Source organism: Bdellovibrio sp. HCB-110, assembly GCF_047323225.1.
GTDB lineage: Bacteria > Bdellovibrionota > Bdellovibrionia > Bdellovibrionales > Bdellovibrionaceae > Bdellovibrio.
This window is the reverse complement of record NZ_CP178750.1, coordinates 2730376-2755779: the sequence shown is the minus strand read 5'-3', so window position 1 is coordinate 2755779 and position 25404 is coordinate 2730376. Positions and strand designations below refer to the sequence as shown.

General features: G+C 45.7%; 15 protein-coding genes. 6 read left to right on the top strand and 9 right to left on the bottom strand.

The genetic code is table 11. The annotated features are described in order from the left end of the window. The first annotated feature begins 90 nt into the window (after window positions 1-90). Both ACL934_RS13060 and ACL934_RS13055 read left to right on the top strand, forming a co-directional pair. Entirely contained in the window at window positions 91-333 is a 243-nt protein-coding gene (locus tag ACL934_RS13060; RefSeq protein ID WP_374074053.1) for a hypothetical protein, read from the top strand. Then, window positions 333-9104: a GH36-type glycosyl hydrolase domain-containing protein gene (locus tag ACL934_RS13055; RefSeq protein ID WP_413612375.1), complete on the top strand. Its 8772-nt coding sequence runs from the start codon at window positions 333-335 to the stop codon at window positions 9102-9104. Before ACL934_RS13060 ends, ACL934_RS13055 begins: the two co-directional genes overlap by 1 nt. On the opposite strand, the gene ACL934_RS13050 is transcribed toward ACL934_RS13055, so the two are convergent. After that, entirely contained in the window at window positions 9062-9250 is a 189-nt protein-coding gene (locus ACL934_RS13050) for a hypothetical protein (protein ID WP_374074049.1), read from the bottom strand. The genes ACL934_RS13055 and ACL934_RS13050 overlap by 43 nt on opposite strands. Before the next feature lie 166 nt (window positions 9251-9416). Here ACL934_RS13050 and ftsH point away from each other — a divergent pair, with 166 nt between their 5' ends. Beyond that, window positions 9417-11273, top strand: coding sequence for an ATP-dependent zinc metalloprotease FtsH (ftsH, locus tag ACL934_RS13045; RefSeq protein WP_413612374.1), 1857 nt, complete (start codon window positions 9417-9419; stop codon window positions 11271-11273). Here the strand turns inward: ftsH and ACL934_RS13040 are convergent. After that, a complete protein-coding gene (locus ACL934_RS13040) occupies window positions 11242-12663 on the bottom strand; it encodes a hypothetical protein (RefSeq protein ID WP_413612373.1) in 1422 nt (473 codons plus the stop codon). The two genes, ftsH and ACL934_RS13040, sit on opposite strands and share 32 nt — an antisense overlap. Then, window positions 12663-13271: a DUF502 domain-containing protein gene (locus ACL934_RS13035; RefSeq protein ID WP_374074044.1), complete on the bottom strand. Its 609-nt coding sequence runs from the start codon at window positions 13269-13271 to the stop codon at window positions 12663-12665. The genes ACL934_RS13040 and ACL934_RS13035 overlap by 1 nt, the downstream gene beginning before the upstream one ends. A gap of 159 nt (window positions 13272-13430) precedes the next feature. Here ACL934_RS13035 and ACL934_RS13030 point away from each other — a divergent pair, with 159 nt between their 5' ends. Together ACL934_RS13030 and ACL934_RS13025 are read left to right on the top strand one after the other, a co-directional pair. Further along, entirely contained in the window at window positions 13431-15314 is a 1884-nt protein-coding gene (locus ACL934_RS13030) for a S8 family serine peptidase (protein ID WP_374074041.1), read from the top strand. 48 nt (window positions 15315-15362) lie between these two features. After that, window positions 15363-16883 carry a cyclic nucleotide-binding domain-containing protein gene (locus ACL934_RS13025; RefSeq protein ID WP_413612372.1) on the top strand — a complete coding sequence of 507 codons (1521 nt, stop codon included), beginning with the start codon at window positions 15363-15365 and terminating at the stop codon, window positions 16881-16883. Here the strand turns inward: ACL934_RS13025 and ACL934_RS13020 are convergent. The 5 genes from ACL934_RS13020 to ACL934_RS13000 all read right to left on the bottom strand — a co-directional run bounded on the left by ACL934_RS13020 (window position 16880) and on the right by ACL934_RS13000 (window position 23308). Next, the gene (locus ACL934_RS13020; RefSeq protein WP_374074036.1) at window positions 16880-17155 is read right to left on the bottom strand and encodes a hypothetical protein; all 276 of its coding nucleotides are present in this window, start codon (window positions 17153-17155) and stop codon (window positions 16880-16882) included. The two genes, ACL934_RS13025 and ACL934_RS13020, sit on opposite strands and share 4 nt — an antisense overlap. A gap of 439 nt (window positions 17156-17594) precedes the next feature. After that, window positions 17595-18935 (bottom strand): magnesium transporter, encoded by a 1341-nt coding sequence (mgtE, locus tag ACL934_RS13015; protein ID WP_374074034.1) that lies wholly within the window; start codon window positions 18933-18935, stop codon window positions 17595-17597. A 77-nt stretch (window positions 18936-19012) separates the two neighbouring features. Next, window positions 19013-20941 carry an ABC transporter ATP-binding protein gene (locus ACL934_RS13010; RefSeq protein WP_374074032.1) on the bottom strand — a complete coding sequence of 643 codons (1929 nt, stop codon included), beginning with the start codon at window positions 20939-20941 and terminating at the stop codon, window positions 19013-19015. Further along, on the bottom strand, window positions 20934-22721 hold the full coding sequence (locus ACL934_RS13005) for an ABC transporter ATP-binding protein (protein ID WP_413612371.1): 1788 nt from the start codon (window positions 22719-22721) through the stop codon (window positions 20934-20936). Before ACL934_RS13005 ends, ACL934_RS13010 begins: the two co-directional genes overlap by 8 nt. After that, entirely contained in the window at window positions 22718-23308 is a 591-nt protein-coding gene (locus ACL934_RS13000; RefSeq protein WP_413612370.1) for a 2OG-Fe(II) oxygenase, read from the bottom strand. Before ACL934_RS13000 ends, ACL934_RS13005 begins: the two co-directional genes overlap by 4 nt. 71 nt (window positions 23309-23379) lie before the next feature. On the opposite strand from ACL934_RS13000, the gene ACL934_RS12995 reads away from it, so the two are divergent. Continuing rightward, window positions 23380-24885, top strand: coding sequence for a flavin monoamine oxidase family protein (locus ACL934_RS12995; RefSeq protein WP_413612369.1), 1506 nt, complete (start codon window positions 23380-23382; stop codon window positions 24883-24885). A gap of 1 nt (window position 24886) precedes the next feature. Here the strand turns inward: ACL934_RS12995 and ACL934_RS12990 are convergent, their stop codons facing one another. After that, entirely contained in the window at window positions 24887-25402 is a 516-nt protein-coding gene (locus ACL934_RS12990; protein ID WP_413612368.1) for a hypothetical protein, read from the bottom strand. Window positions 25403-25404: the final 2 nt, after the last annotated feature.

Below are 25404 nucleotides of genomic sequence, written 5' to 3'. Positions count from 1 at the left end.
TGGCAGTCCGTTTCGTATTCGACCTGATTTTCTATCGTGTAACTTAGTGAACGAAAACCTTTGTCCTATCATCGTAGACTTGGAGGGGACATGGGTGTTTGTGAAACGTGTGGCAACCACTATAAAAATACTTTTAAAGTAATTCTAAAAAATGTGACTCATGACTTTGATTGCTTTGAGTGCGCGATTCATCGTCTGGCCCCTGTCTGTGCCAGTTGCTCTTGCCGAGTGATCGGTCAAGGTGTGGAAGAAGAAGGCATCATCTACTGCGGCAACCATTGCGCACGTATGGCAGGACGAAGTCTTATCATGGAAGACACGACCGGGATTTGATGGGTAGCAAGGTGTTGCATCCGTCTCTCAGTGATATCGCCGAAGCACCTATTCGGGGAGAGCTCTACAGTATTGAAAGACTGGAAGAGTACGCCGTCTATTTGGCAGATCATCTTAAAACGGAAGAAGCTCCTAAACTGCGCCGTCCTCTTTTGCGCCGGATGAAAGATAGCGGTGATAAACTTTTGCTGGCTTATAAAACGTTGATTGCCGCTATTCATAATAAAGAGACAATTTCTCCTGCGGCCGAATGGCTTATTGATAACTTTCATATCGTCGAAGAACAGTTGCGCGAAATTCACGAGGACTTACCTAAATCTTATTATGCTGAACTGCCAAAAATTTCTTTAGGGGATCTTGCCGGTTATCCGCGTATTTATGCTTTGGCGTTGGCTCTGGTGGCTCATACCGACAGTCGCTTGGATATCGAGACGATCCGTCGTTTTGTTCAGGCATTTCAAACAAAGTCCTATCTGAATATTGGTGAGCTGTGGGCTGTTGCCATCACACTTCGTTTGGCATTGGTGGAAAATATTCGTCGTGTGTCTTTACGAATCATTTGGGACCGTCATCAGCAACATCAAGCGGATCTGGTTGCCGATGAAATTATTGAAAAAGTGCGTGACCCTGAAAAATTAAAAAAGGCCATTGCCAGAATTTCCAACTATTGTGGGAAGAACATTGAAACCGAATATGCCTTTGTTTCGCAAATGGCGAAGCGGCTTCGTGATCAAGAATTAGATATTTGGCCAGCCTCAGAACGTTTGGAAGAAGTTTTAGAAACCTGTCATTGTTCTTTGGAAGAAGTCGTCAATCTGGAGCATCAACACCAGGCGGCCAATCAAGTGACAATTGCCAATATTATCTCCAGCATGCGTTTGCTTTCCAATATCAATTGGAAAAACTTTTTTGAAAGTGTCAGCTTGTTGGATCAGGATTTGGCCGGTGACCCGTCGGGTGACTATCCCTCCATGGAATTTATCACACGCGATGAATATCGTCACACGATCGAGAGAATTGGCAAAAGAACAGATGCTTCTGAAAGAGGTATTGCCAAAAAAGCCGTCGAGTTAGCGCAGAATAAAAAAACGCATGTCGGATTTTTCTTAAAAGAGGACGGTGTTTTCGAACTTGAAAAATTCTTTCGATATCGACCGCGGATCTCTGAAATTATTTTAAGGGGGATTCATAAATATCCGACATCTTTTTACCTCGGATCTTTATTGGTCATCATTGCTGCTATTTTGTCAGGGCCTTTGTGGTACGCTCTGAGTTTAAAAACTCCCATGTGGGGAATTGTAGGCATTGGAATTATTTTATTGATTCCTTGCAGTGATCTCTCGGTCAGTTTGTTTAATTTTCTGCTCACTCATTTTCTTAAGCCACGGCGCTTGGCAAAAATGGACGTGTCTTCCTCCGTTCCGGAACGAGCGCGAACCATGGTTGTTGTGCCTTGCCTTCTGCAAGACTCACAAACCATTCAAGATCTTTTAGAAAAAATAGAAGTTCATTATTTGGGAAATCGCGACGAGCAGATCTATTTTGCATTGGCGACAGACCACATAGATGCGGTTTCTGAAGATCTTCCGGAGGATGTGGCATTACTTAGCGAAGTTCAAGAAGGCATTTTACGTTTAAATAAAATGTACGCTTCTCAGGAACAAGATCGGTTTTTTCTTTTCCATCGCAAGCGAAAGTGGAATGGTGCTGAAAAACGCTGGATGGGGTGGGAGCGTAAACGTGGGAAAATCCATGAGTTGAACCGCTTGCTTCGTAGAGCCCATGATACTTCTTTTGTGGTGGCGACCGCTCCTGTTGCTTTGCGATCTACTTTTAAATATGTCATCACACTCGATGCGGATACCCAACTGGGATTGGATTCAGCAAAAAAACTGATCGGAACAGCTTTGCATCCATTAAATAGGGCGCGTTTGGATGAAAAACTCGGACGTGTGGTTCAAGGTTATGGAATCATTCAACCACGTATTAGTATTTCTTTAGAAAGTTCTGCGCGTTCAACCTTTGCTGCGATTTTTTCTGGAAACACAGGTGTCGATCCCTATACGACCGCAGTTTCTGATGTTTACCAGGATCTTTTTCGGGAAGGAAGTTTCACGGGAAAAGGTCTCTATGACATTGACGCTTTTGAAGGGGCTTTAAAGGGGCGTGTTCCTGAAAACACTGTGCTTAGTCACGATCTTTTTGAGGGTTTGTTTTCTCGGGTGGCATTGGCAACGGATATTGAACTTCTTGATGATTATCCCAGTAACTACACCAGCTACATTCACAGGCAACACCGGTGGGTGAGGGGCGATTGGCAGATTGCTCAGTGGGTTTTGCCCCTTGTTCCTGACTCTTCTGGAAAACTTGTTGGCAATCAGTTGCCATTGATCTCTCGATGGAAAATTTATGACAACCTCAGGCGCAGTCTTGTCGCCTTTTGGCTTTTTGTTCTTTATTTATGTGGGTGGTTTATTTTTCCAGGCGACGTTCTTTTCTGGACGGGGTTTACAACTTTGGTTGTCGCCTTTCCGTGTTTTTTACATGTGGCCAATGGTCTTTTCGTAAGTCCTAAAGGAATTCCTTGGACCAGCAGTTTTTGGTCTGAGTTGGGGAAACTGAAAACAAATCTAGGACAATTCTTTTTATCTCTGATCTTTCTGCCGCATAAAGCTTATGTGGAATGTGATGCCGTCATTCGAGCCTTGTATCGAACTCGTATCAGTAAAGAAAAATGTCTTGAATGGGTGGCCTCAGCACAAGTGGATCGAGGTCTTTTTCATTCGCAAAAACCCCTATGGCAAAAATCGTGGGTGGTCGAACTGGTTTTGGCCGTGACTCTGATCGCGTTACTGCTGCCAGGGGAGTGGCGAACATTTTTTGTGGCTCTTCCTTTTGTTTTTCTGTGGAGCTGTCATCCCCAGGTGGCGAAGTGGACCCGTCGTCGTTTGCGCAGGCAAGTTCCGGCCCTTGAAGAAGAGGAAAAAATACTTCTGCAACAGATCTCTCGTCGCATCTGGAATTTTTTTGAAACATTTGTGGGTCCTGACGACAATTGGCTTCCGCCGGATAACATTCAAGAAGATCCCGAGCATATTATTGCTCACCGTACATCGCCAACCAATATGGGGCTTTATGCGCTCTCGGTGATCTCTGCCAAAGATTTGGGACATCTTAGTTTACGTTCTTGTGTCGAACGGCTGAGTTTGTTTTTGGAAACTGTGAAAAGGATGGAGAAGTTTCAAGGCCATCTTTTAAATTGGTACGACACGCAGAGCTTAGATCCCTTGTATCCACGCTATGTTTCGGCTGTCGATAGCGGAAACTTTGCCGGTTATTTGCTCGTCACCAAGCAGGCAAGTTTGGAAATGGCGAGATCACCACTTTTCTCGAAAAAAGTACTGCAAAGTATGGCCGTTACTTTGTCTTTAATTGAAGAAGAAACTCTGCATTTACAACACCAGCGTCAGGCAACCAGTGCCATCAGTGCCACTCATATTCACGAGCGCATTTTGGAAGGGAAAAGAATTCTTACGGAGGAATCTCCGGAAAGTCTGACGGATTGGTCGACAACTTTAAAATTTCTCAGTCAATCTTTTGGCGATATTGATGATAGTTTGACGGCTCTAGAGCTGGAGCACGGGATGAAATACTACGGACCACTGCGCCGCTGGGTGGATTCGTTGATGAAGCTCCTTTCTGAAATCAATCAGGATTTAAAACTCTATGCTCCTTGGACATTGGAGCCGCTGAGATTCATTCGTTCGCAAATCGAAACGGCACAGCCGGAACTTTTGGCGGAGTGGAATGATGTCTTCTATCTTTTGAATCAGAATCGGCCCTTGGAAGATTTGCCGGGATTTTATGAAAAAACCCAAAGCCAGTTTGCCGTTTTAAAATCAAAGGCAACGTTGATCGGTCCTGATCATTTTGAAAGTCTGATGGAGAAGTGTCAAAAGGCGTCGGAGAATGCAAAAGCTTTGATAAGCATGATTGATAATGTGGCCTTGGACTGTGACGAGATTTTCTTAGACATGGATTTCTCGTTTCTGCTGGATAAAGACCGCGAGGTGTTTGCCATTGGTTACAACGTCGCTGAGGCCCGTGCCGATAATGCCTATTACGATCTTTTAGCTTCAGAGGCTCGTCTTGCCAGTTTCGTTTCAATCATCAAGGGGGACGTCGATCAAAAACATTGGTTTCGCTTAGGGCGACAACTGGTGCCTGTGGACGGAAAGCGGGCTCTTATTTCATGGTCGGCTTCGATGTTTGAATATTTAATGCCCCAACTGGTGATGAAAAACTATGAAAGCACGCTCCTCTATGAAACCGTGGACGCCGTGGTTTCAAGACAAATCAACTATGGAAAAAAGCTGGGTGTTCCATGGGGCATTTCAGAAGCTGGATACAATGCTCGGGATCTCAATTTTAATTATCAGTACGGTCCCTTTGGAATTCCCGGTCTGGGATTAAAGCGGGGACTCGGACATGATCTTGTAGTTTCCCCTTACTCGACGTTTTTGGCGGCTTTGGTTGCTCCTCATAGTGCGGTGAAAAATTTAAAACATCTGATCCGCCAAAACATTTTAACCAATTATGGATTTTATGAAGCGATTGACTACACTCCAGAACGGCTGAGTCCCGAACAAAAGTTTTCGATCATACGCTCTTACATGGCTCATCATCAGGGAATGAGCATGATTGCCATCGACAATGTTTTAAATGGCGATATCATGCAAGAGCGCTTTCATGGAGAGCCTCGCGTGCGAGCGGCTCAATTGCTCTTGCAAGAACGCATCCCACAAAAAGTCACACTGAATCCTCCAAAGGCAGCAGAAATAGAATGGGATGGCGTTGGCGAGTCTTTACTAAAATCATTCTCGCGGGTGTATGACGATGCTCCTCATCACAGTCCGCGGGTGCAGATTCTATCAAACGGAAAATATTCTTTGATGCTTTCAACTGCCGGCTCAGGATATTCCAAATGTGACGGTCTTGCTGTGACTAGGTGGCGTGAAGATGCCACTCGCGATCATTGGGGAAGTTATATTTTTATTCGCGACTTGGATCAACAGCATGTTTGGTCCTCAAGCCTTTTGCCTGATTTGAAAAAGCCGGATTCCTACAAGGTGGTTTTTGCCGAAGACAAAGTGGATTTTTGGCGTGAGGACGGATCTATTCATACGCACACGCAGGTGATTGTTGCTCCTGAAGATAATTTGGAAATCAGACAGGTGTCCTTAACCAATGATTCCTATGAAGAACGTGTTGTTGAAGTGACCAGTTATATGGAACCGGTTCTTGCGGGTTTGGCGGAAGATCAAGCTCATCCTGCCTTCAGCAATTTATTTTTGCAGACCGAGTATCTTTCTTCCAAACACAGTTTGCTCGCACGAAGACGTCCTCGTTCTTCTAAAAAAGCGGAAGTGTGGGGACTTCATGGTGTGACATCAGATGGAGAATTTGAAGGAGATATTGAGTATGAAACAGACAGGTCTCGCTTCTTAGGGCGAGGGCGAAGCCTTTTAAATCCGGCGGCTCTGGTTGAAGACAGTGTGTTGTCAAATACTGTGGGATCCACTCTGGACCCTTCACTTTCACTCAGGGTGCGAGTGCGAATTCCTCCGGGAGGAACTCGCCAAGTTCGTTTCACAACCGGAGTTGCTTTTTCTCGGGATGAAGTTTTACAGATGGCAGATCGCTATCATGATGTTCATGCTTTTGAACGGGAAAGTCGTTTGGCTTGGACAAAATCGCGCATGGATTTGCGACATCTGGGAATGGATTCTGAAGCGGCCTATCTTTTTCAAAGATTGGCTGAAAGAATTTTATATTCCGATGCCTCGTTAAGACAGCCTTCTCATTATTTAGCTGCACACACGCGAGAGCAAGCAAGTTTATGGCCTTATGGTATCAGCGGGGATCTGCCGATTGTTGTTCTGACTGTGGGTGACAAAAAAGATATGGGCATGATTCGTAAACTTTTACGCGGGCATGAGTACCTTCGTTTGAAGGGGCTTTCATACGACTTTGTGATTTTAAATGATTCAAAGAGTGTGTACCTGCAAGACTTGCAAGAAGAAATTCTACGCCAGATCAGATACAGCGGCGATCAAGGATGGCTCAACAAGCCCGGTGGAATTTTTTGTCTTCGCCTCGATATGATGCCTGAAAAAGATCGGGCTTTGATTCAAGCCATGGCTCGCGTTGTGTTGTCTGCGGAGTGGGGAACTTTGAAGGAGCAAGTCGCCCGCAAGGTTTTGCCAGAAAAATACTCTCGCTCTTTTGAAGCGGTCGATGAAGATCGCGAATACAAAAAGCCGGAAGTGCTAATCCCGGAGCTTAAATTCTTTAATGGACTTGGCGGTTTTACTCACGATGGGAAAGAGTATGTGATCTATTTAAAGGACGGCTTGTGGACGCCGGCTCCCTGGATCAATGTGATTGCCAATGCCCATGACTTTGGCTTTCAAGTTTCTGAAACAGGAGCAGGATTTACTTGGTCTGTGAATAGCCGTGAAAATCGTCTCACGCCTTGGTCCAATGATCCCGTTTCAGATCCTCCTGGTGAGGTATTATATTTACGTGATGAAGAAACCGGGAAGTACTGGAGTCCGACACCTTTGCCTTTGCGCGATAAGTCTCTTTATATCGTTCGTCATGGGCAAGGATATACGAAATTTGAACACACGGAAAATGGCATTTCTTCCTATGTGACTTTGTTCGTGCCCAAAGAAGACTCCGTTAAGATCACTCATTTGCGTATTAAAAATATTTCGGGCAGAAAAAGGAAAATCTCTCTGTGGGCTTATGTGGAATGGGTCTTAGGCAATCAAAGAGAAAAATCGGTGCCCTATATTTTAACGGAAGCTGACAACGATAAAACGATTTTCGCCAAAAATTCATACAACCATGAATTCGCCGAGCGAGTTTCCTTCTTTAAGATCTTAGGTGCTGCGAAAAGTTTTACCTGCGATCGAAAAGAGTTTTTAGGTCGCAACGGGAATTTCACGGAGCCTGAAGCGCTTCTTCGCGAAAGCCTTTCCGGTCGCACAGGCATAGGTCTTGATCCCTGTGCTGTTTTGCAAACGGTGGTCGAGATCAAGGATCAAGAAGAAACGGAAATCACGCTGCTCTTAGGACAAGCAGAAAGTAAGAGCAAAGCCCTTGAACTTTTGCGCAAGTATCAAAATGCCAAGACCGTGGAGAATGCCTATCTTGAAGTCTGCGCAATGTGGGATGAAATACTGGGGGTTATTCAAGTAAAAACGCCGGATGAGTCTCTAGATTTTATGATGAATCGCTGGCTTTTATATCAATCCATGGTGTGTCGTCTGTGGGCGCGCTCCGCTTTTTATCAATCCGGAGGAGCTTACGGTTTCAGGGATCAGTTGCAAGACTGTATGGCGTTTGTCTATGCGAGTCCCACCATTGCAAGAACTCATATTTTAAGAGCTGCTGCTCGGCAATTTCCCGAGGGAGATGTGCAACACTGGTGGCATCCTCCCACGGGACGTGGCGTGCGCACTCATTTTTCCGACGACTTATTGTGGTTGCCCCTGGTGGTGAGTCACTATGTTCGCGTGAACGGTGATCGTAGTATTTTGCAAGAAGAAGTTCCTTTTATCGAAGCACCACTCTTAACTCCAGAGCAGGAGGATTCATACACCCAGCCTCAACTGTCTTCTGAAAAATCATCTCTTTTAGATCACTGTCTGCGCACGATTGAGCACTCGCTGAAGTTTGGAAGTCATGGTCTGCCCTTGATCGGTTCAGGGGACTGGAATGACGGCATGAATCGGGTGGGCGAGAAAGGCCAGGGTGAAAGTGTTTGGATGGCGTGGTTCCTTATTAAGGTGATCGAAGATTTTCTCCCTTATTGTGATCAAGAGCGCAAGCAAAGGTATCTCGCCGTCATCACGGATTTAAAAAAGAGCGTCGAGGAAAATGCCTGGGATGGTCGTTGGTATCGTCGGGCTTATTTCGATGACGGAACACCGATTGGTTCTAAAGACAGTGAAGAGTGCAAGATAGATTCACTTGCACAAACGTGGTCTATTCTGTCAGGAGCGGGAAATCCAGAGCGACAAGTTCAAGCCATGCAAAGTGTGGCGGAAAATTTGATTCAGAAAAATAGAAATATAATTATGCTATTAACGCCCCCTTTTGATAAGACGTCTTTGGACCCAGGCTATATCAAAGGATATGTTCCGGGAGTTCGTGAGAATGGTGGCCAATACACCCATGCCGCGTTGTGGGTGATGATGGCTTATGCAGAGCTTAAAGATAAAAGCAAAGTGTATGAGATTTTTAATATGCTCAATCCCATACAGCATTCGCGCAATAAAGCAGGTATGCAAAAGTATAAGATTGAACCTTATGTCGTGGCTGCGGATGTGTATGCCGTCGAGCCCCATGTAGGACGAGGCGGGTGGAGTTGGTACACCGGTTCTGCCTCGTGGTTCTATCGCGCGGGATTGGAATCACTCTTAGGTATACACATCGAAGTAGACCGTATGCACTTTAAACCTTGCATTCCCGATGGCTGGTCTTCCTATGAGGTTCAATATCGCTACAAACGAACACTGTATAAGATTAAAATAGAGAACCCCATAAAGAGTAAAGGCGAATCCATTCTTGTTAAGGAAGCGGGACGTGTTGTTTCCGATAAAGGCGAACTTCATTTGGTGGATGATGGAAAAACTCACGAGATTTTAGTGCAATTGAATCACTTGGGCTTTATAGATAAAGAGCCTTCGGTCTTTTTATAGTGATGAATGAGAACATTGAAGTTGTAGTCAAAAGACCGGCTGTTGATTTCTTCGTAATAAGTTTCTTCGTAAGTGACCGTTTCTTTTTTCTGCTTTTTATTGCTTTTAAATCCCTGAATTTTCTTTTTTAAAAAATCTTTTTTCATAGAGTCTCTATCCTATGGTTCTTATTTTAATCTAGAAAGCCATAAGCTTGTTGTATGAGAAGAGACATAGATTCCGATCTGCGTTCTCACAAATTACCGTTATTTATTCCCCAAGTGGTGGCGGTCTTCTTATGATATAGGAAAGCTCGATGGGAGGTCACACCCCATGCCAAAAGAGAGTCGCAACCTGCTTATCTTTATGTTCTTTGTCTTTGTCGCCGCTTGGTGGCTGCAGGGTATCTGGATGAAGACAGCGGTTGTGGAGACTATTCCCTATAGCGAGTTTGAGTCTTTGGTAAAATCCAACGGTGTCGAAAATCTGCAGATCACAGAAAAAGCCATTCGCGGAGAATTCAAAGAACCGCGCGGTGCTAAAAAACTCTTTATCACAACCCGAGTTGAACCTGAACTTGCCAAGGACTTGCAGGGTTCTGGTGTGACGTATTCGCGGGTGATCGAAAGCACCTTCTTGCGCGATCTTTTGTCGTGGACCATTCCGGCTCTTATCTTTGTCGCTTTGTGGGTTTATTTCAGTCGTCGCGTTTTTGAAAAAGGTGGCGTGGGCGGCTTGATGTCTGTTGGAAAAAGTAAAGCCAAGCTCTACGTTGAAACCGATGTAAAAATTCGCTTTGATGATGTGGCTGGCGTAGATGAAGCCAAAGATGAACTTCGTGAGGTTGTTGAATTTTTAAAAAATCCTCCAGAATACGAACGGCTCGGCGCCAGAATGCCGAAAGGCATTTTACTGATTGGTCCTCCGGGAACAGGGAAGACATTGCTTGCAAAAGCCGTGGCCGGAGAAGCGCAGGTTCCTTTTTTCTCGATCAGTGGCTCTGAGTTTGTTGAAATGTTCGTGGGTGTAGGCGCTGCGCGAGTGCGAGATCTCTTTGAGCAGGGGAGACAAAAGGCTCCCTGTATCATCTTTATTGATGAGCTGGATGCTTTGGGAAAAGTCCGAGCTCCGGGAATGATGTCAGGGGGACACGACGAAAAAGAACAAACTCTGAACCAATTGTTGGCAGAGCTTGATGGATTTGACACTCAATCAGGAGTTGTTCTTTTAGCGGCAACCAATCGCCCTGAAATTTTAGATCCCGCTTTATTGAGAGCGGGGCGTTTTGATCGACAAGTGCTGGTGGATCGTCCCGACAAAGTAGGGCGTGAGGCCATTTTAAGAGTTCATGTAAAAAAGGTCCGCTATAATGAGAATTTGAATATTGAACATATTGCAAGCCTCACTTCGGGATTTACGGGAGCGGATCTTGCGAATTTAGTCAATGAAGCGGCTCTGGCAGCAACTCGCCGAAAATCCACAACAGTGGATGAAGAAGATTTTGTCGTAGCAATTGAACGAATTGTCGCAGGTTTGGAAAAACGCAATCGCCTTTTAAGTCCTAAAGAAAAACGCATCGTGGCCTTCCACGAAATGGGACATGCCCTGATAGCTTGCGCCTTACCCGGCACGGACAAAGTTCAAAAGATCTCTATCATTCCCCACGGTATTGGATCTTTGGGGTATACAATTCAGCGACCCATTGAAGATCGCTATCTTATGACAAGACAAGAGCTTCTTAATAAGATGGCTGTTCTTTTAGGCGGAAGAATGTCCGAGAGCATTGTTTTTGGTGAAATCTCTACGGGAGCGGCTGATGACCTGGTGAAAGTGACGAACATAGCCGAAGCCTTGGTCACTCGCTATGGGATGAGTTCTGTTTTAGGAAATGTCGTCTATGAACAGCAGGGAACGACTTTTTTAGAAGGTCCCTACCCAGGAATAGAACATCGAGATCACAGCGAAGAGAGTGCGCAAAAAATTGATACCGAGATTAGAAGCGTCATTGAAGAAGCCGCTTCTTTAGCTCGTCGTATTCTGGAAGCCAATCGCGACATATTAGATAAGGGCGCGGCACTTTTATTAGAAAAGGAAACTTTGCAAGAATCTGAAATCAAGGCCCTTATGCAGGACCTCAATATGAAACACCAAGAGGTGCCTATTTCAACCCAAAAAGACTTTTTGACTTAATCAGATCACGAACTTTTTCAGGAACACATTTTTCCCAGTTCGGATCGCCTTTTTCCATCATCTTCATGACGTCGATGGAATGAAGATAGTCGGCCGTCTCGTCACAGCCGGAAATATCTACGATCTGCTTATTCTCCGTGAAGTAAGAGTAAATGTGACGGAGGTGAGGTTTTGGGAAAAAGCTTTTCGTCGTAAGACAAAGTGTCGATGTCTTGTGTGGGTAAATGTAAAGCTTGGTCTTTTGCTCCAGCAATTTACCAAGACCTTCCAGGAGTCCGCCCTCAAGATTTTTATAGTGTTCTTCCGTAAAAAGTTTATCCAAATGACTTGCGCCCACCACCAATGCCATAAAATGCGGGTTGTAGCGGCGAATGAATCTTTTAAGACCATAGAAAAGGAAAAAGTTGGAAATTAAAACGTGCATCCCCATGCTTGTGAGAGTTTCAACACGATCCAAGAAATCTTTTTCATTGATATGACCATCCATTTGCAAGTTGTGCATGGTCAGTTCCATGATCGGCAGCACATCCATGTCTTTACCTTCGCTCTTATGAACGTCGTCTTTGATCTGCGCTAAACCTTTTTGCAAAACATCCAGGTGGGTGATCGTCACAGGGCGGAATGTGCCACGTTGGATAAGCAAAGCTTTTCCATAGATAGCATCTGAAATATTGAGGATTTCATTTTTAGGAGAAAATAAAATAGCCTCTGCAAGTCCGCGATGGACAAGCCCTAAGTTCATCAAACGGGCATCGAAATGTTGAACAGCCGGTCCTTTAAACTTAATCACATCAATAACGATCTGACCTTCTTTAAGACCTTCCACTAAGTGAGAGATAAATTCTTCCGTTTCATGCAGGTGATAGAAAGCGCAAGTCAAGAGATTGACACCTAGAACACCCAAAGCCTCTTGCTGTTGCAGACGATGGCGATCCAGCATACGCACATGTAAGATGATGTCATTGCAGGGACCATTCGGTTCTGCTTGAAAGCGCACACCCATCCAACCATGAGATTGTTTTTGCGACTGTTTATTTCCTGCGGAAGAGGCCGTCGCCACAGTATTGGCAAAGGCAAAGAAACGTGAGTGGGCTCCACGGGACTCTGTCAGGCGATCCACTAAAAGATCGTACTCATGGCCCAACATCTTTTCCAAACGCGGCTCACAAACATAGCGGCCGTTCGCTTCCTTTCCATAAATGTCATCGCTGACAATCATGTCATAAGCAGAAATTGTTTTAGCAATTGTTTGCGAAGCTTTGCCGGCTTGAAAGAAGTGACGAGCGACTTCTTGGCCCGCGCCAATCTCGGCAAAAACACCATAACGACTGATGTCTTTATTAATTTTAAGAGCTTTGCCTGTTGTGTTTTCCGGAAGAGTCTCTGACATTATTTTTTCTCTCCCTCTTTATCAGCCTTCACCCAGCCTGTGATGGCAAGGCTCATGGCTTTTTCAATTGGCATATCTAAAGGAGTCAGGCGAGAGCGTGGCACCATCAAAGTGAAGCCCCCCAAACCATAACTCATGGGAATGTAAACGGCGATGCGGTCCCCCGCATTTTGTTCGATGGCGGGAACGTCTTTAAAACTTTCACGTGTGACGAGACCCAAGGCGCGAATGCCTTCGTGGGTATCTGAGAGATCCACCAGCACCACTTTTTGCAAACCACCGGGACCGCCACCTTTAGAGAACAAATTCATCAGATCGCGCAGGGGACTGTAGATCGCCTTAATAAAAGGAACTTGTGTGAGTCTCTGTTCAAGCTTTTGAAAGATACCGCCTGCTAAGATGTTGTTCAGGATCAGACCTAACAACATAATCAAAGCGATTGTGAGAAGGAAACCCAAACCAGGAATGTAGATCGGAAGAATTTGACGAAGAGCATCTCCGAGAAAGCTATCCACAATCGCGATGCCGGCGTAGATGATGTAAATCGTCAGCGCAATTGGCAGGAAAGTAACGAGGCCTTGCAAGAAGATTTTCTGAAGTTGTTTCATAGCTGGATGTCCTGTTCTTGTGAACATTATCGGTTGAATTTAAATATCAGCTAAGTCGAGCCTCTTCAAGCTCTTACGCCACTCTCAAAATGAGACACTTTTTTCACTCAACCCTCCCGGACTTCTGGCCGAAGAGAATAGGGTCGAGAAGGAGAACCGGTGAAACCGATTCTAAGTCTTTTTATTACATGCAGTACGTTGATGGTAGGCGGGCTCGCGTTAGCGCAAGTGCAACCTAAAGTCGTTCCGGGCGAATATCTGATTAAGTTTAAGGCTTCTTCAGGAGGCGCGGCGATTGCACAAATGAAGCTCTCGGGCAAGGCGTCGCTTAAGGGGTCCTTCCCTGGTATGGGTATTTTGCAGGTTTCTATGAAGTCGGCAGATGAAAAAGCCAACTTCGAAGCCCTAAGAAACGACCCGGATGTTGAATACATCGAACCCAATTTTGTTTTAGATAAAAGTGAAATTGAGCCTAATGGTCCCGTTGAACGCTTGTCTTATGAACAAGTCGTAAATGCCAACGCGGTTTCTACCAATGCGGCTGTTTACTCACAATCTGCCGCGAACACGGGAGTCGCTTCGACGTGGCCAATCCTTTCGCCGCTAGCATCATCTTCAGATAAAGTTATTGTCGCTGTCGTAGATACAGGTCTTGATCGCTATCATGACGTTTTCAAACCTGTGGCCAATGGTGGTACGGGAGCCCTTTGGATCAACCAAGCAGAATTCAGTGGTTCACCTGGAGTCGATGACGACCAAAATGGTTTTGTCGACGATATCAATGGTTGGAACTTTATTAATAACACGAATAACTTTGCTGACGACGACGATCACGGAACACATGTTGCGGGTATCGTTGTTGGGACTGGACAGAATATTTTTGCTCGTCCACTTCAAGAGTCCAAACTCTTGATCATGCCTTTGAAATTCTTAGGCGGAAATGGTTCGGGTTCCACATCCAATGCGATCCGCGCGATTTACTATGCCGTCAATAACGGAGCGCGTGTGATCAACAATTCTTGGGGTGGCTCAAGTTACAGCCGCTCTCTTCATGATGCGATCATTTACGCTTATGACCATCGCGTTTTAGTTGTTTCCGCAGCAGGAAACTATGCGAATAATAACGACCAAATTCCTATGTATCCTTCTAATTATGATGTTCCAAGCAATCTTTCCGTGGGTTCGACGTCACGTTACGACGATCTTTCGAGCTTCTCGAATTACGGTGCAACCACTGTGAATGTGGGAAGCCCGGGGGAATATATCGAAAGTACGGTTCCTGGAAATGCGACGATGTCCATGTCAGGAACAAGTATGGCAACTCCATTTGTTGCGGGTATGGCGGGTCTTGCTTTCCGTGAGGCGCCATCATTATCTGGCTATCAAATGAAGCAATTGATTATGCAAACAGCACAGCAAAATGGGTATTTGAATGGACTGGTTTCCACAAGTGCACGTATTGATGCTCTGTACTTGATTCAGACTTCACAACAAATGGTCTCAACGGCGTCGGCTCAGCCGAGTTACAAGCCGTCTTATTTGAGCGAAAGAAGTCCAGCTGCTGATGATGCAGCAGGTGGCGGCGGAGGATGCGGTCTTGTGAAAGCCGTCACTCAGAATGGTCCTGGCTCGGGCAGTGGATCAGGTGGAGCTCCGATTGGAATTGTTGTCGGACTTCTTTTGATCCCACTTGCAGTATGGCAAGTTCTACGTGTGAGATCTGCGGATCCAAAAGACAAACGTCGCTATGATCGCTTTAAAATGAGCTCTGAAATCCGCGTTCAAGTGGGCGATCGTGAATTGGTCGGTGCCGTGAATACGATTTCCGAAGGCGGTCTGTCATTCAATACAGATCAGGCTTTGGAAAAAGGCGGAATTGTGACGATGAGAATCCAAAGCCCTGATGGCCATGAGGTCATTGAGGTAAGTGGTCAAGTCGTCTGGTGCGAAAAGAACCAAGCTTACGGGGTCCAGTTTGCTAATGCCAAGCAGGGGACTCTGGCTATGATCCGCGATTGGACTTCTGGTCTTATCAAGACTTAGTCTTTGACTGAAATCTTAGAAATTAATGAGGGGCTTCGATCGAAGGATTTGAAGCCCTTTTTCTTTGTTGTGCCTGTCGCTTCGGTCGGCACGCCATCCGGGCTCAGTTGCCGCCGCACTTCGTGCGGTTCGCGCCATCGTGGCGCCGGCAAAGGCCTCTCTTCGGACAGGCACAACAAAGAAAAAGGTCTTCAAATCTTTGCTGAACTCCGTCTTATTTTCTCTCTTAGTCGCAATGAAAGTGGATCAGGCCTTTGTCTTGGCGTTCTTTCGGAGTTTCCGGACTTGGTTTTAGTTGTTTGGAGTCCGAAGAGAGTTCTTATGAAGAATAAGATTCAAGTTTTGAAAATGATATCGGTGGCTGGGGCGTTTCTTGTTGGGTTTTGGATTCCGCTTCGGTTGATTGGGTATGTTTTGAATCCGCAGTTGGAGATTGTTTTTGATCTTTTGATTTCTGTGGTGGCGGGGATCAATGTTTATCTTTATTTCCAAAAGGCCGAGAATCATTTTCGTCGAAGAGAGTCTTGGGCGAATTTGGGGCTTGTTTGTGATTTGATTTGTTTGCTGCCTCTTTCACTTATCGCTTTTGTTTTCTTTCACACCACTGTTAGTGGGCTTTTGATTTTTAATTTGCTGGCCGCTCGGCATGTTCGTCATGTGAAGGGGATCTTGGATAATTTTGGGCATCTTCAGCCTATTACTTATCGTCTGGTTCCTATTTTTGTGATGATGCCTTTGCTCTTGCACCTGATTGCTTGTGCTTGGATTTCTTTAGGGAGTGGTACGGCAGGGCCTGATACGGATAAAGTGTATGAGTATGTGAAAGCCATCTACTGGTCTTTTACGACTCTTACGACGGTTGGATATGGTGATATTGCGGCTAAGACGATTCCGCAGATGCTTTTTACTTGTTTGGTGCAGGTGACAGGTGTGGGTGTTTTTGGTTTTATCTTAAGTAACGTTGCCAGTCTTCTGGCTCGTAAAGATGCAGCTCGTGAGCATCACATGGACAATTTGGATAAAGTAGAAAACTTCATGCGTTCCCATCGCATTCCGACGGACACTCGTTCTCGGGTTCGTTCTTATTACCACTACATGTGGCAACATAAAAAAGGATATCGCGATCATTCGGCTTTGGAAGACTTGCCGAAGAAAATTCAGTCGGAACTCTTCTTTCATATCAATAGACCTGTTCTGGAGCAGGTGCCTTTCTTACAAGGCGCCTCTCACGAACTTGTTGAAGATCTTATGAATGAACTTGAATCCCATGTCTGTATTCCGGGAGAAAAGATTTTCCGAAGCGGAGAGCAGGGAGACGCCATGTACTTTATTTACAAGGGTGGTGTTGAAATTGTTTCTGATCAGGGTGCTGTGATCGCCAAACTGACAGAGGGAAGTTTCTTTGGAGAAATGGCTCTGCTTTTTGATGGCAAACGAAACGCCACAGCCAGAGCCTCCCAATTTTGTGATTTGTACGTTCTAAAAAAAGATTCCTTTGAACACGTATGCAGCAAGTATCCAGAGTTCCTAGAACACGTCCACAACGTCGTTCAATCCAGAGCTTCCTAAAGAAGCTGACAAGTTCCTGAAAGCTCCTTCATCATCGGAGGAGCCGCAGGATTGATCAACTTCGTTTTATAAGTGTTTCCTTGCGGAGGAAACACCGTCATATGAACTTCATTATTGGGATCATCTTTAGAAAGAATAAGTCGAAGCATTTGCCCCGCTTCAGGCGTTTCATTTGAAACCGGCATCTGTCGAGCTCCCGCAAAAAACAAAGACACCGTCGCATACTCAGAAGGCAGGCCCTTATCATCAATCCCAACATCGATAGTCCCCATAGGACTTCCAGAAAAATTATACTCACACTTTAATTCCCCAGCCTGAACCAAGCAGGGAAGAACCACAGACAAAAAAGATATAATTAATGTTTTCATAAGAAAAGCATAGAGCCGATCCAAAACACGATGCAAATTAAATATGCACAAACTTTCAACGTTCACCGACGGAACATCAACTCAGAAAAAAAACACACAATTGTTTCGGGCTCCTGCCCTCAACCCTGGGATTTTATTGCAGCAAAGTTATTCTATACAAATTCTAGCAAAATTTGAAGTGAGGTAGGAGTTTTGGAATGGCAGTCCGAAGAGAGGCCTTCAGCGGGGCCTGGACGGCCCGAACCGACGAAGTCGGCGCTGACTGAGCCCGGACGGCGTGCCGACCGAAGCGACAGCCATTCCAAAACTCCTACCTCACTTCAAATCCCCGCTCGAAGCAATCCTAAAGAAGAACTCCATGCAAAATCATACTGGCAACGGTGAAGTAAATGACAAGCCCCGTAACGTCCACAAGTGTGGCAACCGCAGGAGCTGATGCCGAAGCGGGGTCAAATCCCACTTTCTTAAGAATGAAAGGAAGCATTGATCCAGAAATCGTTCCCCAAAGTACGACACCAATAACACTCACGCAGACCGTTGCTGCGACAAGCATATAGTGGGCCGTGTACAAAGCTTCGCGATTGGGCCAAAGCATAATACGAATAAAACCGATGCAACCCAGTAATGCACCCAGAGTTAGGCCCGTGATAAGTTCTCTTCCCAAAACACGCCACCAGTCACGCAAACGCACTTCGCGCAGAGCGATCGCACGAATGATCAGTGTGGAAGCTTGCGAACCCGAGTTACCACCCGAGCTGATAATCAATGGAATGAACATCGAAAGAACCACGGCTTTTGACAATTCGTCTTCAAAAAAAGCCATCGCTGTGGCCGTGAACATTTCCCCTAGGAAAAGGATCATCAACCAGCCGCCGCGTTTTTTTAACATCTCGAACATCGAGATCTTTAAATACGGAGCATCCAAGGTTTCAACGGCACCGATCTTGTGGATATCTTCTGTGGCTTCCTCTTGAATTGCGGTTGCCACGTCATCGAACGTAACGATACCTTTCATCACACCATGTTCATCGACAACGGGAACCGCCATCAAATCCTGTTGCGAGAAGATGCGACCAATCTGTTCTTGGTCCATTTCAGGTGGAACCTTCAAGATATCCGTATGCATGATTTCAGAAATCTTTTTTCCCGGAGTGGCAGAGAATAATTCACGGAATGAAACCACTCCCAAAAGTTTTTGGTCTGAATCCAAAACATAAGCGTAATAAATCGTTTCAACGTGCGTTTTCGCCTGAATACGGATGTAGCTGATCGCTTCATCCACGGTCATGTCAGGACGCAGGCGAACGAAGCGGGAACTCATCAATCCCCCGGCCGCGTCTTCCGCATAAGCCAAAAGGGCTGTGACTTCACGTTTTGTTTGTGGATCAAGAAGAGACAACAAGTCTTCTTTAGAGTCCATACCGATTTCTTGAATCAAATCGGCCACGTCATCGGGAGCCAAGAGGCGAATCCAAGAGCGCTGTTCTAAGTGCGAAGCTTCGGCGATAAGTTCAGCCTGGTCATGGGTCTTGAGGCTTAAAAAGAGCTCTTCAGCCTCAGTGCGAGGCAATTCTTTGAATTTTTCACGACGTTCATCGGGGCTTAGAGCAGACCATGTCTCAGAAAGACTGAGCACGGAGTCTTGGTCTTGTGTTTCTTCAAGGGTTTGGTTGTTGTTTTCCATCACCGCTCCGCTCTAGCTGAAAATAAATAATGCTCCGATGAAATACTCCTTTTCATCGGCAGCCGCAAACTTATTTTTTAGACCAGTTCTGTATTTTTAAAGCGGGGAAGAACCTCGTTGGTAGGTCCCAGGGCAACGATCTCTCCATTTTGCAGCCAAAGGATGCGATCGCACTTTGCCAGAGTGGAAAGTCGGTGCGCGATGATGATTTGTGTACGATCCGAGAAAAACTCTTCTGTGGCTTTGACCATGATTTCTTCGGATTGAGGATCGACCGAACTGGTTGCCTCATCCATAATCACAATCGGAGCTTCCTGTAAAAGGCAACGGGCCATACACAGAAGCTGTCTTTCCCCTAAAGAAAGATTTTTTCCGCGCTCTTCGATTTTCATTAAAAGACCGCCGGGTTGAGCTAAAACCCAGGAACGAAGGCCGACTTGTTCCAGGACCTCAAGTAGGCGCTCGTCGGATAAATTGTCTTTGATATCCAGATTAAAGCGCAAAGTTCCCTGAAATAAAATCGGCTCTTGGGCAATGAACGCCATGGATTGACGATAGAGATTTAAATCCACACCCGTAGCCGCCTCGGAAAGTTTCGGCGCGTGGGTGTTGATAGACACAGTTCCTTTATCAATCGGGTAGAGATAGAAAAGAGCCTGAATAAGACTCGATTTTCCTGAGCCTGTTCGACCGACAATCCCAAGGCGTTCTCCGGCTTTGACCTCAAAATTCACGCCTTTTAAGACCCAAGGAAGGTCGTCGCGATAGCGGAACCACACATCGTTGACTTGCACGGAGGCACTGCGATCTTCCGTCAATTTGCGATGACTTAAATATTTTTCAACAGAATCAGAATAAACCGGATGGCCTGTTGCGAACTTCGCGTAAGAAGGCAAGTGACTGCCTTTTTCAATATCCATACGCATGTATTGATCTAAGCGTTCTACACCAATCATGGCCTCTTCAAATTGAGTCAACCATTCAAAAAACATCTGCACAGTATTGCCCGAAAGAGCGATAAAGCCGAAGGCCACACCCACAGATCCGATCGTGGCCCAACCTTTTTCCACCATAAAGTACGCGGACACTCCCGTGATCAAAAGTAAGAGTGCCGTTAAACTGTTCATTTGAAATGAAAAGCTGATCAAACTTTTGGTCGTATTCATTTTTTGGGACAGGAAATAACGATCCAAACGCTCAAAACGCTCAGCAAAAGATTTCTGACGGCGGAAAGAGCGAATGGTACTAGCACCTTGAGTGGTCTCTGCAAAGTGCGCAATGCTCGGGGATCGACTGGCTGAAAGTTCACGACGGGATACCCGCAATTTGTTTTGGTTTAATTTGTAAACCAGATAGTTCATAACCGCGATAAAGACCACGAAGATCAGATAAATCGGGTTGGCGACGGAAATTAAAACCACCATCATCACAAGTTCAAAGATGATGGAAATAAACTCGGCTAAAGGGCCTCCGAAAAGACGGAAGATATTTCCGTAGTCACTGGAAAAGCGCGTGATAATTCGCCCGGCCGGAGTGCTATCAAAGAAACTCATCGGCAGGCGAGAGGTACGCAAAGTCACTTCATCGTAGAAAGTCGAAATCGCTCGCGCCGATAAACGCGAAAACGTCGCGCGGAAGGTGAGAGTGAGAATAAATCCGCCGATGGCCATTCCACACAAAAGAAAAATAATTCCCTGAGGACTGAGCCCATGGATCGGTGTTTGTTTCCCCACGAGTTCATCAACCCAATAGCCGATCACATTGGTATTGGCTAAAAGAAGTCCACGTCCCAAGATCCCTAAAACAAGACAGAAAATAATTCTTTTTGCGAAGGGCTTGTAAGCAAATCGCAGAGTTTCAAAAATAGTTTTGCTATAACCGCCATCTTTGCGAACTTCGCCATCAGAAAGATATTTTGGTTTAGAGCCTGTTTGAAAAGGCCAGCTGACTGCGTTGTTCGTCGTCGACGTACGAGAAGTACGCCTCTCAAACAGGCTCTTAGACATGAGAAACCTCCTGTTTTTTCTCAGTAGCTTCTTTGGCAACTGTCGTCGTGTACTCACGGAACTTTTCGTTGCGACTTAAGAGTTCTTCGAAAGTCCCTTGATCTAAGATCTTGCCGTCTTCCATAAAGAGAATGCGGTCGACACGATGGAGGGCACTCAAGCGGTGGGTTACTAACAAACGAGTGCGCTCACTCCAAGCTCCGAGCAAAAGTTGTTCGAAAAGTTTTTGTTCGGTATCGACGTCCACGGCGCTGAGGCAGTCATCCAAAAGCATGATAGGTGCTTGATGAAAATGCACGCGAGCCAAGCCTACACGCTGACGTTGGCCCCCTGATAGATTCACGCCGCGCTCGCCAATTTCGGTGTTAAGACCTTTTTCAACGCGTTCCGTGCTGAGATCAAATTGCGCCAAACGCAGGGATTCTTCGACCATGGGATCTCTTTCGAGTTCAATGTCGTACAGGAAGGCGACGTTTTCACGCAAACTGGCACTCATGATAAAGCCTTCTTGGGGAACGTAGGCATATTGCGAACGAACTTCGTCAAAAGGAATTTCCAAAGCGTTTTTTTCGCCCAAGTGATAGGAATCAAAGCGGGCCCCTGTTTCCCGCAAGAGAGAAAGCAGCAACATGGATTTTCCTGCGCCGACTTCTCCGACAACGGCAACAAATTCTCCGTGTGCGACGTCGAAGTTGATATGGTTCAGGATCTTTCGACCGCCAATCACAAGATTCAGTCCTCGCACCTGCAAGGCGTATTTTTCATCCCGCTCTTCAGCGTAAGAAGGCGGAGTCGAATCGAGTTGTTCCGTTTGATTGTTCTTCGTGCTTAAAAACTCTTCCAAGCGCTTCAAGGACGTCCAGGAGTCAAAGGCAAAAGTAAAGAACCAAGGCATCTGTCTGAAAGAGCGAATTAAGAATATGCCGACAATCCACAGCAGTGCCAAAAGTTCACCGCTGGTGACTTGGTGGTTGGAATAAAGAACCAACGTACCTAAGGCGATCACGTTCAAAATAAATGTGATCGAAGTGGAAACGGCATTCATCACCTGACCGTTGGTCACCATGGTGATACGGTTTTGAGTTTCAACGACACGTTTGTCGAAAATATTTTTCTCGAAATGGCGAGTCCATCCCAAGATACGGATGGTGCGGATGTTTTGCACCCACTCGTTCACCAAACCAATGCGCTCTGCTGCGAGTTGCTTAAATAGAAAAAAGAATTTCGACTGGCGAAAGGCCATGAATGAGTTAAAGATCGCAATCGTGAACATCACGATCACCGTGGGCCAAAGGGGAATATCAAACAAGATAGAAATCGCATAAGGAGCAAGCAGCAACGGGAACAGCGTTGAACATCCCGTTGGCAAAGTTTGATCCAGAAATACCGTGGCCCCTTGAACGTCCGTGGCATACAAAGAAACAATTTCCCCGACAGGTTTGCCACTCATTGTATCAACACGAAGGTGCAACGTTTTTTCGTAAAGTCTTTGGGCAAAAACTTTTTGCATGTAGAGAGACTCGCGCGTGCTGAGATAATTTGTGAGTTGGGAAAAGGCTTGTGCCAAAAGCACACACACAAACGCACCAATGACATAGGCCAAAGGATTGTCGAAATGAATCAGATGCAGAGTTCCCTGAACACCGGTCAGTTGATCGATGAATTCTTTTTGAAAAAAGGGTCCTAAAAGACCAAATACAGCGGCCACCAAAGAAGACAGCAACACGAAAACGCGCGCATGAAAACGGGTGAATATGACTTCTGAAAAAAGCGACTTCATGATGCATCGTCCCTAAACCAACCCGTGATACTCAGGCGTGGTTGAAAGCTCTTCTCGACTTGATGAGGGAAGAGGTCACTGCGAAAAAGAACGAAAGTGCCAAGTGTGGGCTCAATCTGAGTGATCAGAACATTTTCTTGATCAGGCTGATAGAGACTTAATTCGCCACCATGTCCCTTTTGCCAGTGTTCATTGAGATAGAGGATGAAAGTGATCTTTCGAGTTCCGGAACCTCGATGATTATCAATATGCTTATCATAACCTGCCCCCGGTGGGTACAGGGCAAAGTGTGTTTCAAATCTTTTGAGACCTAAATAAAAAGACTGATTCAGCTGCTCTAACAAAGTTTGCAGATGAGAGAGAAAACTCTGTTGCAGGGGAGAGTTATTTTCTTCATCCAACCACAGAGTGAAATCCCCACGAATCTCGGTGTGCGTGCTTTTTGTAACTCCGCGTCCGATGGAAGCTTGATGGAATTGCCCTTCGTCATGGAGTCTTTGACACTCTTGGGCGAGCTTTTGGCAGAAGTCTTTAGAAAAGACGGACGCTGAACTTGCCCAATTATTGACGGCCAGATCATCGAACATTCTTTCGAGCTCTATGAGATTGATTTGATTCTGTTCCAAAGTGTTGCCATTCTATGAGACGAGAGGGATTGATGGCAAAAAGTTCTTTTACTCGTCGCGAGTTTTTAAAGGTTTCCGCGTTAAGCACATCTGCTATGGCACTTAGCAGTTGCACAACTATGGATCGCTTTTTTATGGGCGATAAAAGAGACCTTAAAAATGAAGTCGTCATTCTAGGAGCGGGAGCGGCAGGGCTCGCAGCGGCCTTTGAACTTAAAAAAAGAAAAATCCCTTTTCGTATATTTGAGGCCTCCTCACGAGTTGGTGGTCGCGTGCAATCAGTCACTGTTTTCCCTGAGGGAGGACCCGTCGCAGAACTTGGGGCTGAGTTTTTTGACATGACTCACTCCCAAGTCTTCCTTCTTGCCAAGGAATTGAATTTGCCAGTGAGTGAACTCAAAACTCCGACAGACTTAGAAGCCCATCTTTTTTCTTTTGCGGGAAAAATCTATCGCGTGAAGGACATTGCTCCGCGCTTAAAGACATTGCAAATGCCTTTCCGTCGGATTCGCAGTGATCTTTACCGTGATCAAGATGTCATTCTGAGTTATCGGAACTCTTTGCAGTATGAAAGGTCGGCTTACTACGACACATTGTCTTTAAAAGATTTGTTGGAATCCTGGAAAACAGAAGTCGATCCTCTCGTTCTGCAAATCATCGAAGCCCAGGCTGTCAATCGTTTCGGAGTCGATGCTAAAGATCAGTCTTCTTTGCACTTCTTAGCGACCATTGATGCGGAAGGCAGTTCGCTGTTAACAGGCCGCTCGACGTATCGTTTAGAGGGGGGGCTTTCTGAGTTGACACAGACTCTGGCCTCGCGAGTGGCAGGTGTGATTCCTGATCAAATCGTGCGCATGAACTGTCCTCTTATCGAAGTGGCGGAGCGCCGAGGTGTTTTTGAACTGACGTTTGATACTAAAGATGGAAAAGAAACGATTAAAACACGCAACGTGATTTGTACTTTGCCGTTTTCAAAACTGCGCGAAGTCAAAGGCGTTAGTGAAATGCAGTTTTCTTCTTTGAAAATGGAAGCCATTCAAAATCAAAGTTATGCGACTCACAGCAAAGGCGTGATGACCTTTGCAAATCCGTTCTGGCGCAATCGCCAAGGCGCGACTGTCGCCAATCTCGGAAATTTCACTGGGGATTTTGTTTCGCAAAAAATCTGGGACTCGGGACGCGCTCAATCGGGAACTCAAGGTCTTTTGACCTTCCAACGTGCCGGAGAGTCGGGAGCGAAGGCTGGGGCAGGAGCTCCTCAAGAAGCCTTCAAAGATTTGGGACTGTTCTACAGTGATGTCCCAGCTCTTGAAGGTGATTCTTCGCAATCTATCAATTGGCAGCAACGAAAATGGTCTTTGGGTTCGATGGCTGTTTTCAAACCAGGTCAGTACATGCGTTATAAGGGAGCTGCAGGGGAATCTGAGTATGAAGGTAAATTCTTATTTGCCGGAGAGCATACCAGCTTAAGATTTGCTGGGACTTTGCAGGGAGCTTTGGAGAGCGGCGTGAAGGCCGCCTCCGAAATCGTGATCTAAATTACTTTACAAGATTTACTTGAAGAGTCGCTGTTTCACCTTGAGCTGAGATAAAACCATCAACATCTGTTTTGTTGATCGCATTGATCAAAGAACTCATGTGATTGTTTGTAAGGCTCATGCCTTGTGGAACGCTTCCATCTGCATTCACCCAGCTGTAGTTCGGCTGAGGAGACACCACGAAAACGATGATGTTGTAAGAAGGACGGAAACCTTCTTTTTCAACTTGCACAGAAGGCAAAGTCATCGCGTCGTCAGAAATGTAAACCGTGCGAGACTCTTTCACTTGAGAGATAGAAATTTGTGAAGAATCCGTAGAAATGAACGGGCGAGAACCGACAGCGTAAAGAACTGTCAGGTACTGACCGCGAAGATTTCCCAAGCGATTGACTTGCAAGCTAGGAATAGTCTCAAAGCGAGCGGCCTCAGCGTTTCTTTGTGAAACCGAACCGCTCATAAGACCCAAGCCAATGATCAGTGTGAGGGCATTGATGATGATAAGTTTAAGAGATCTCATGA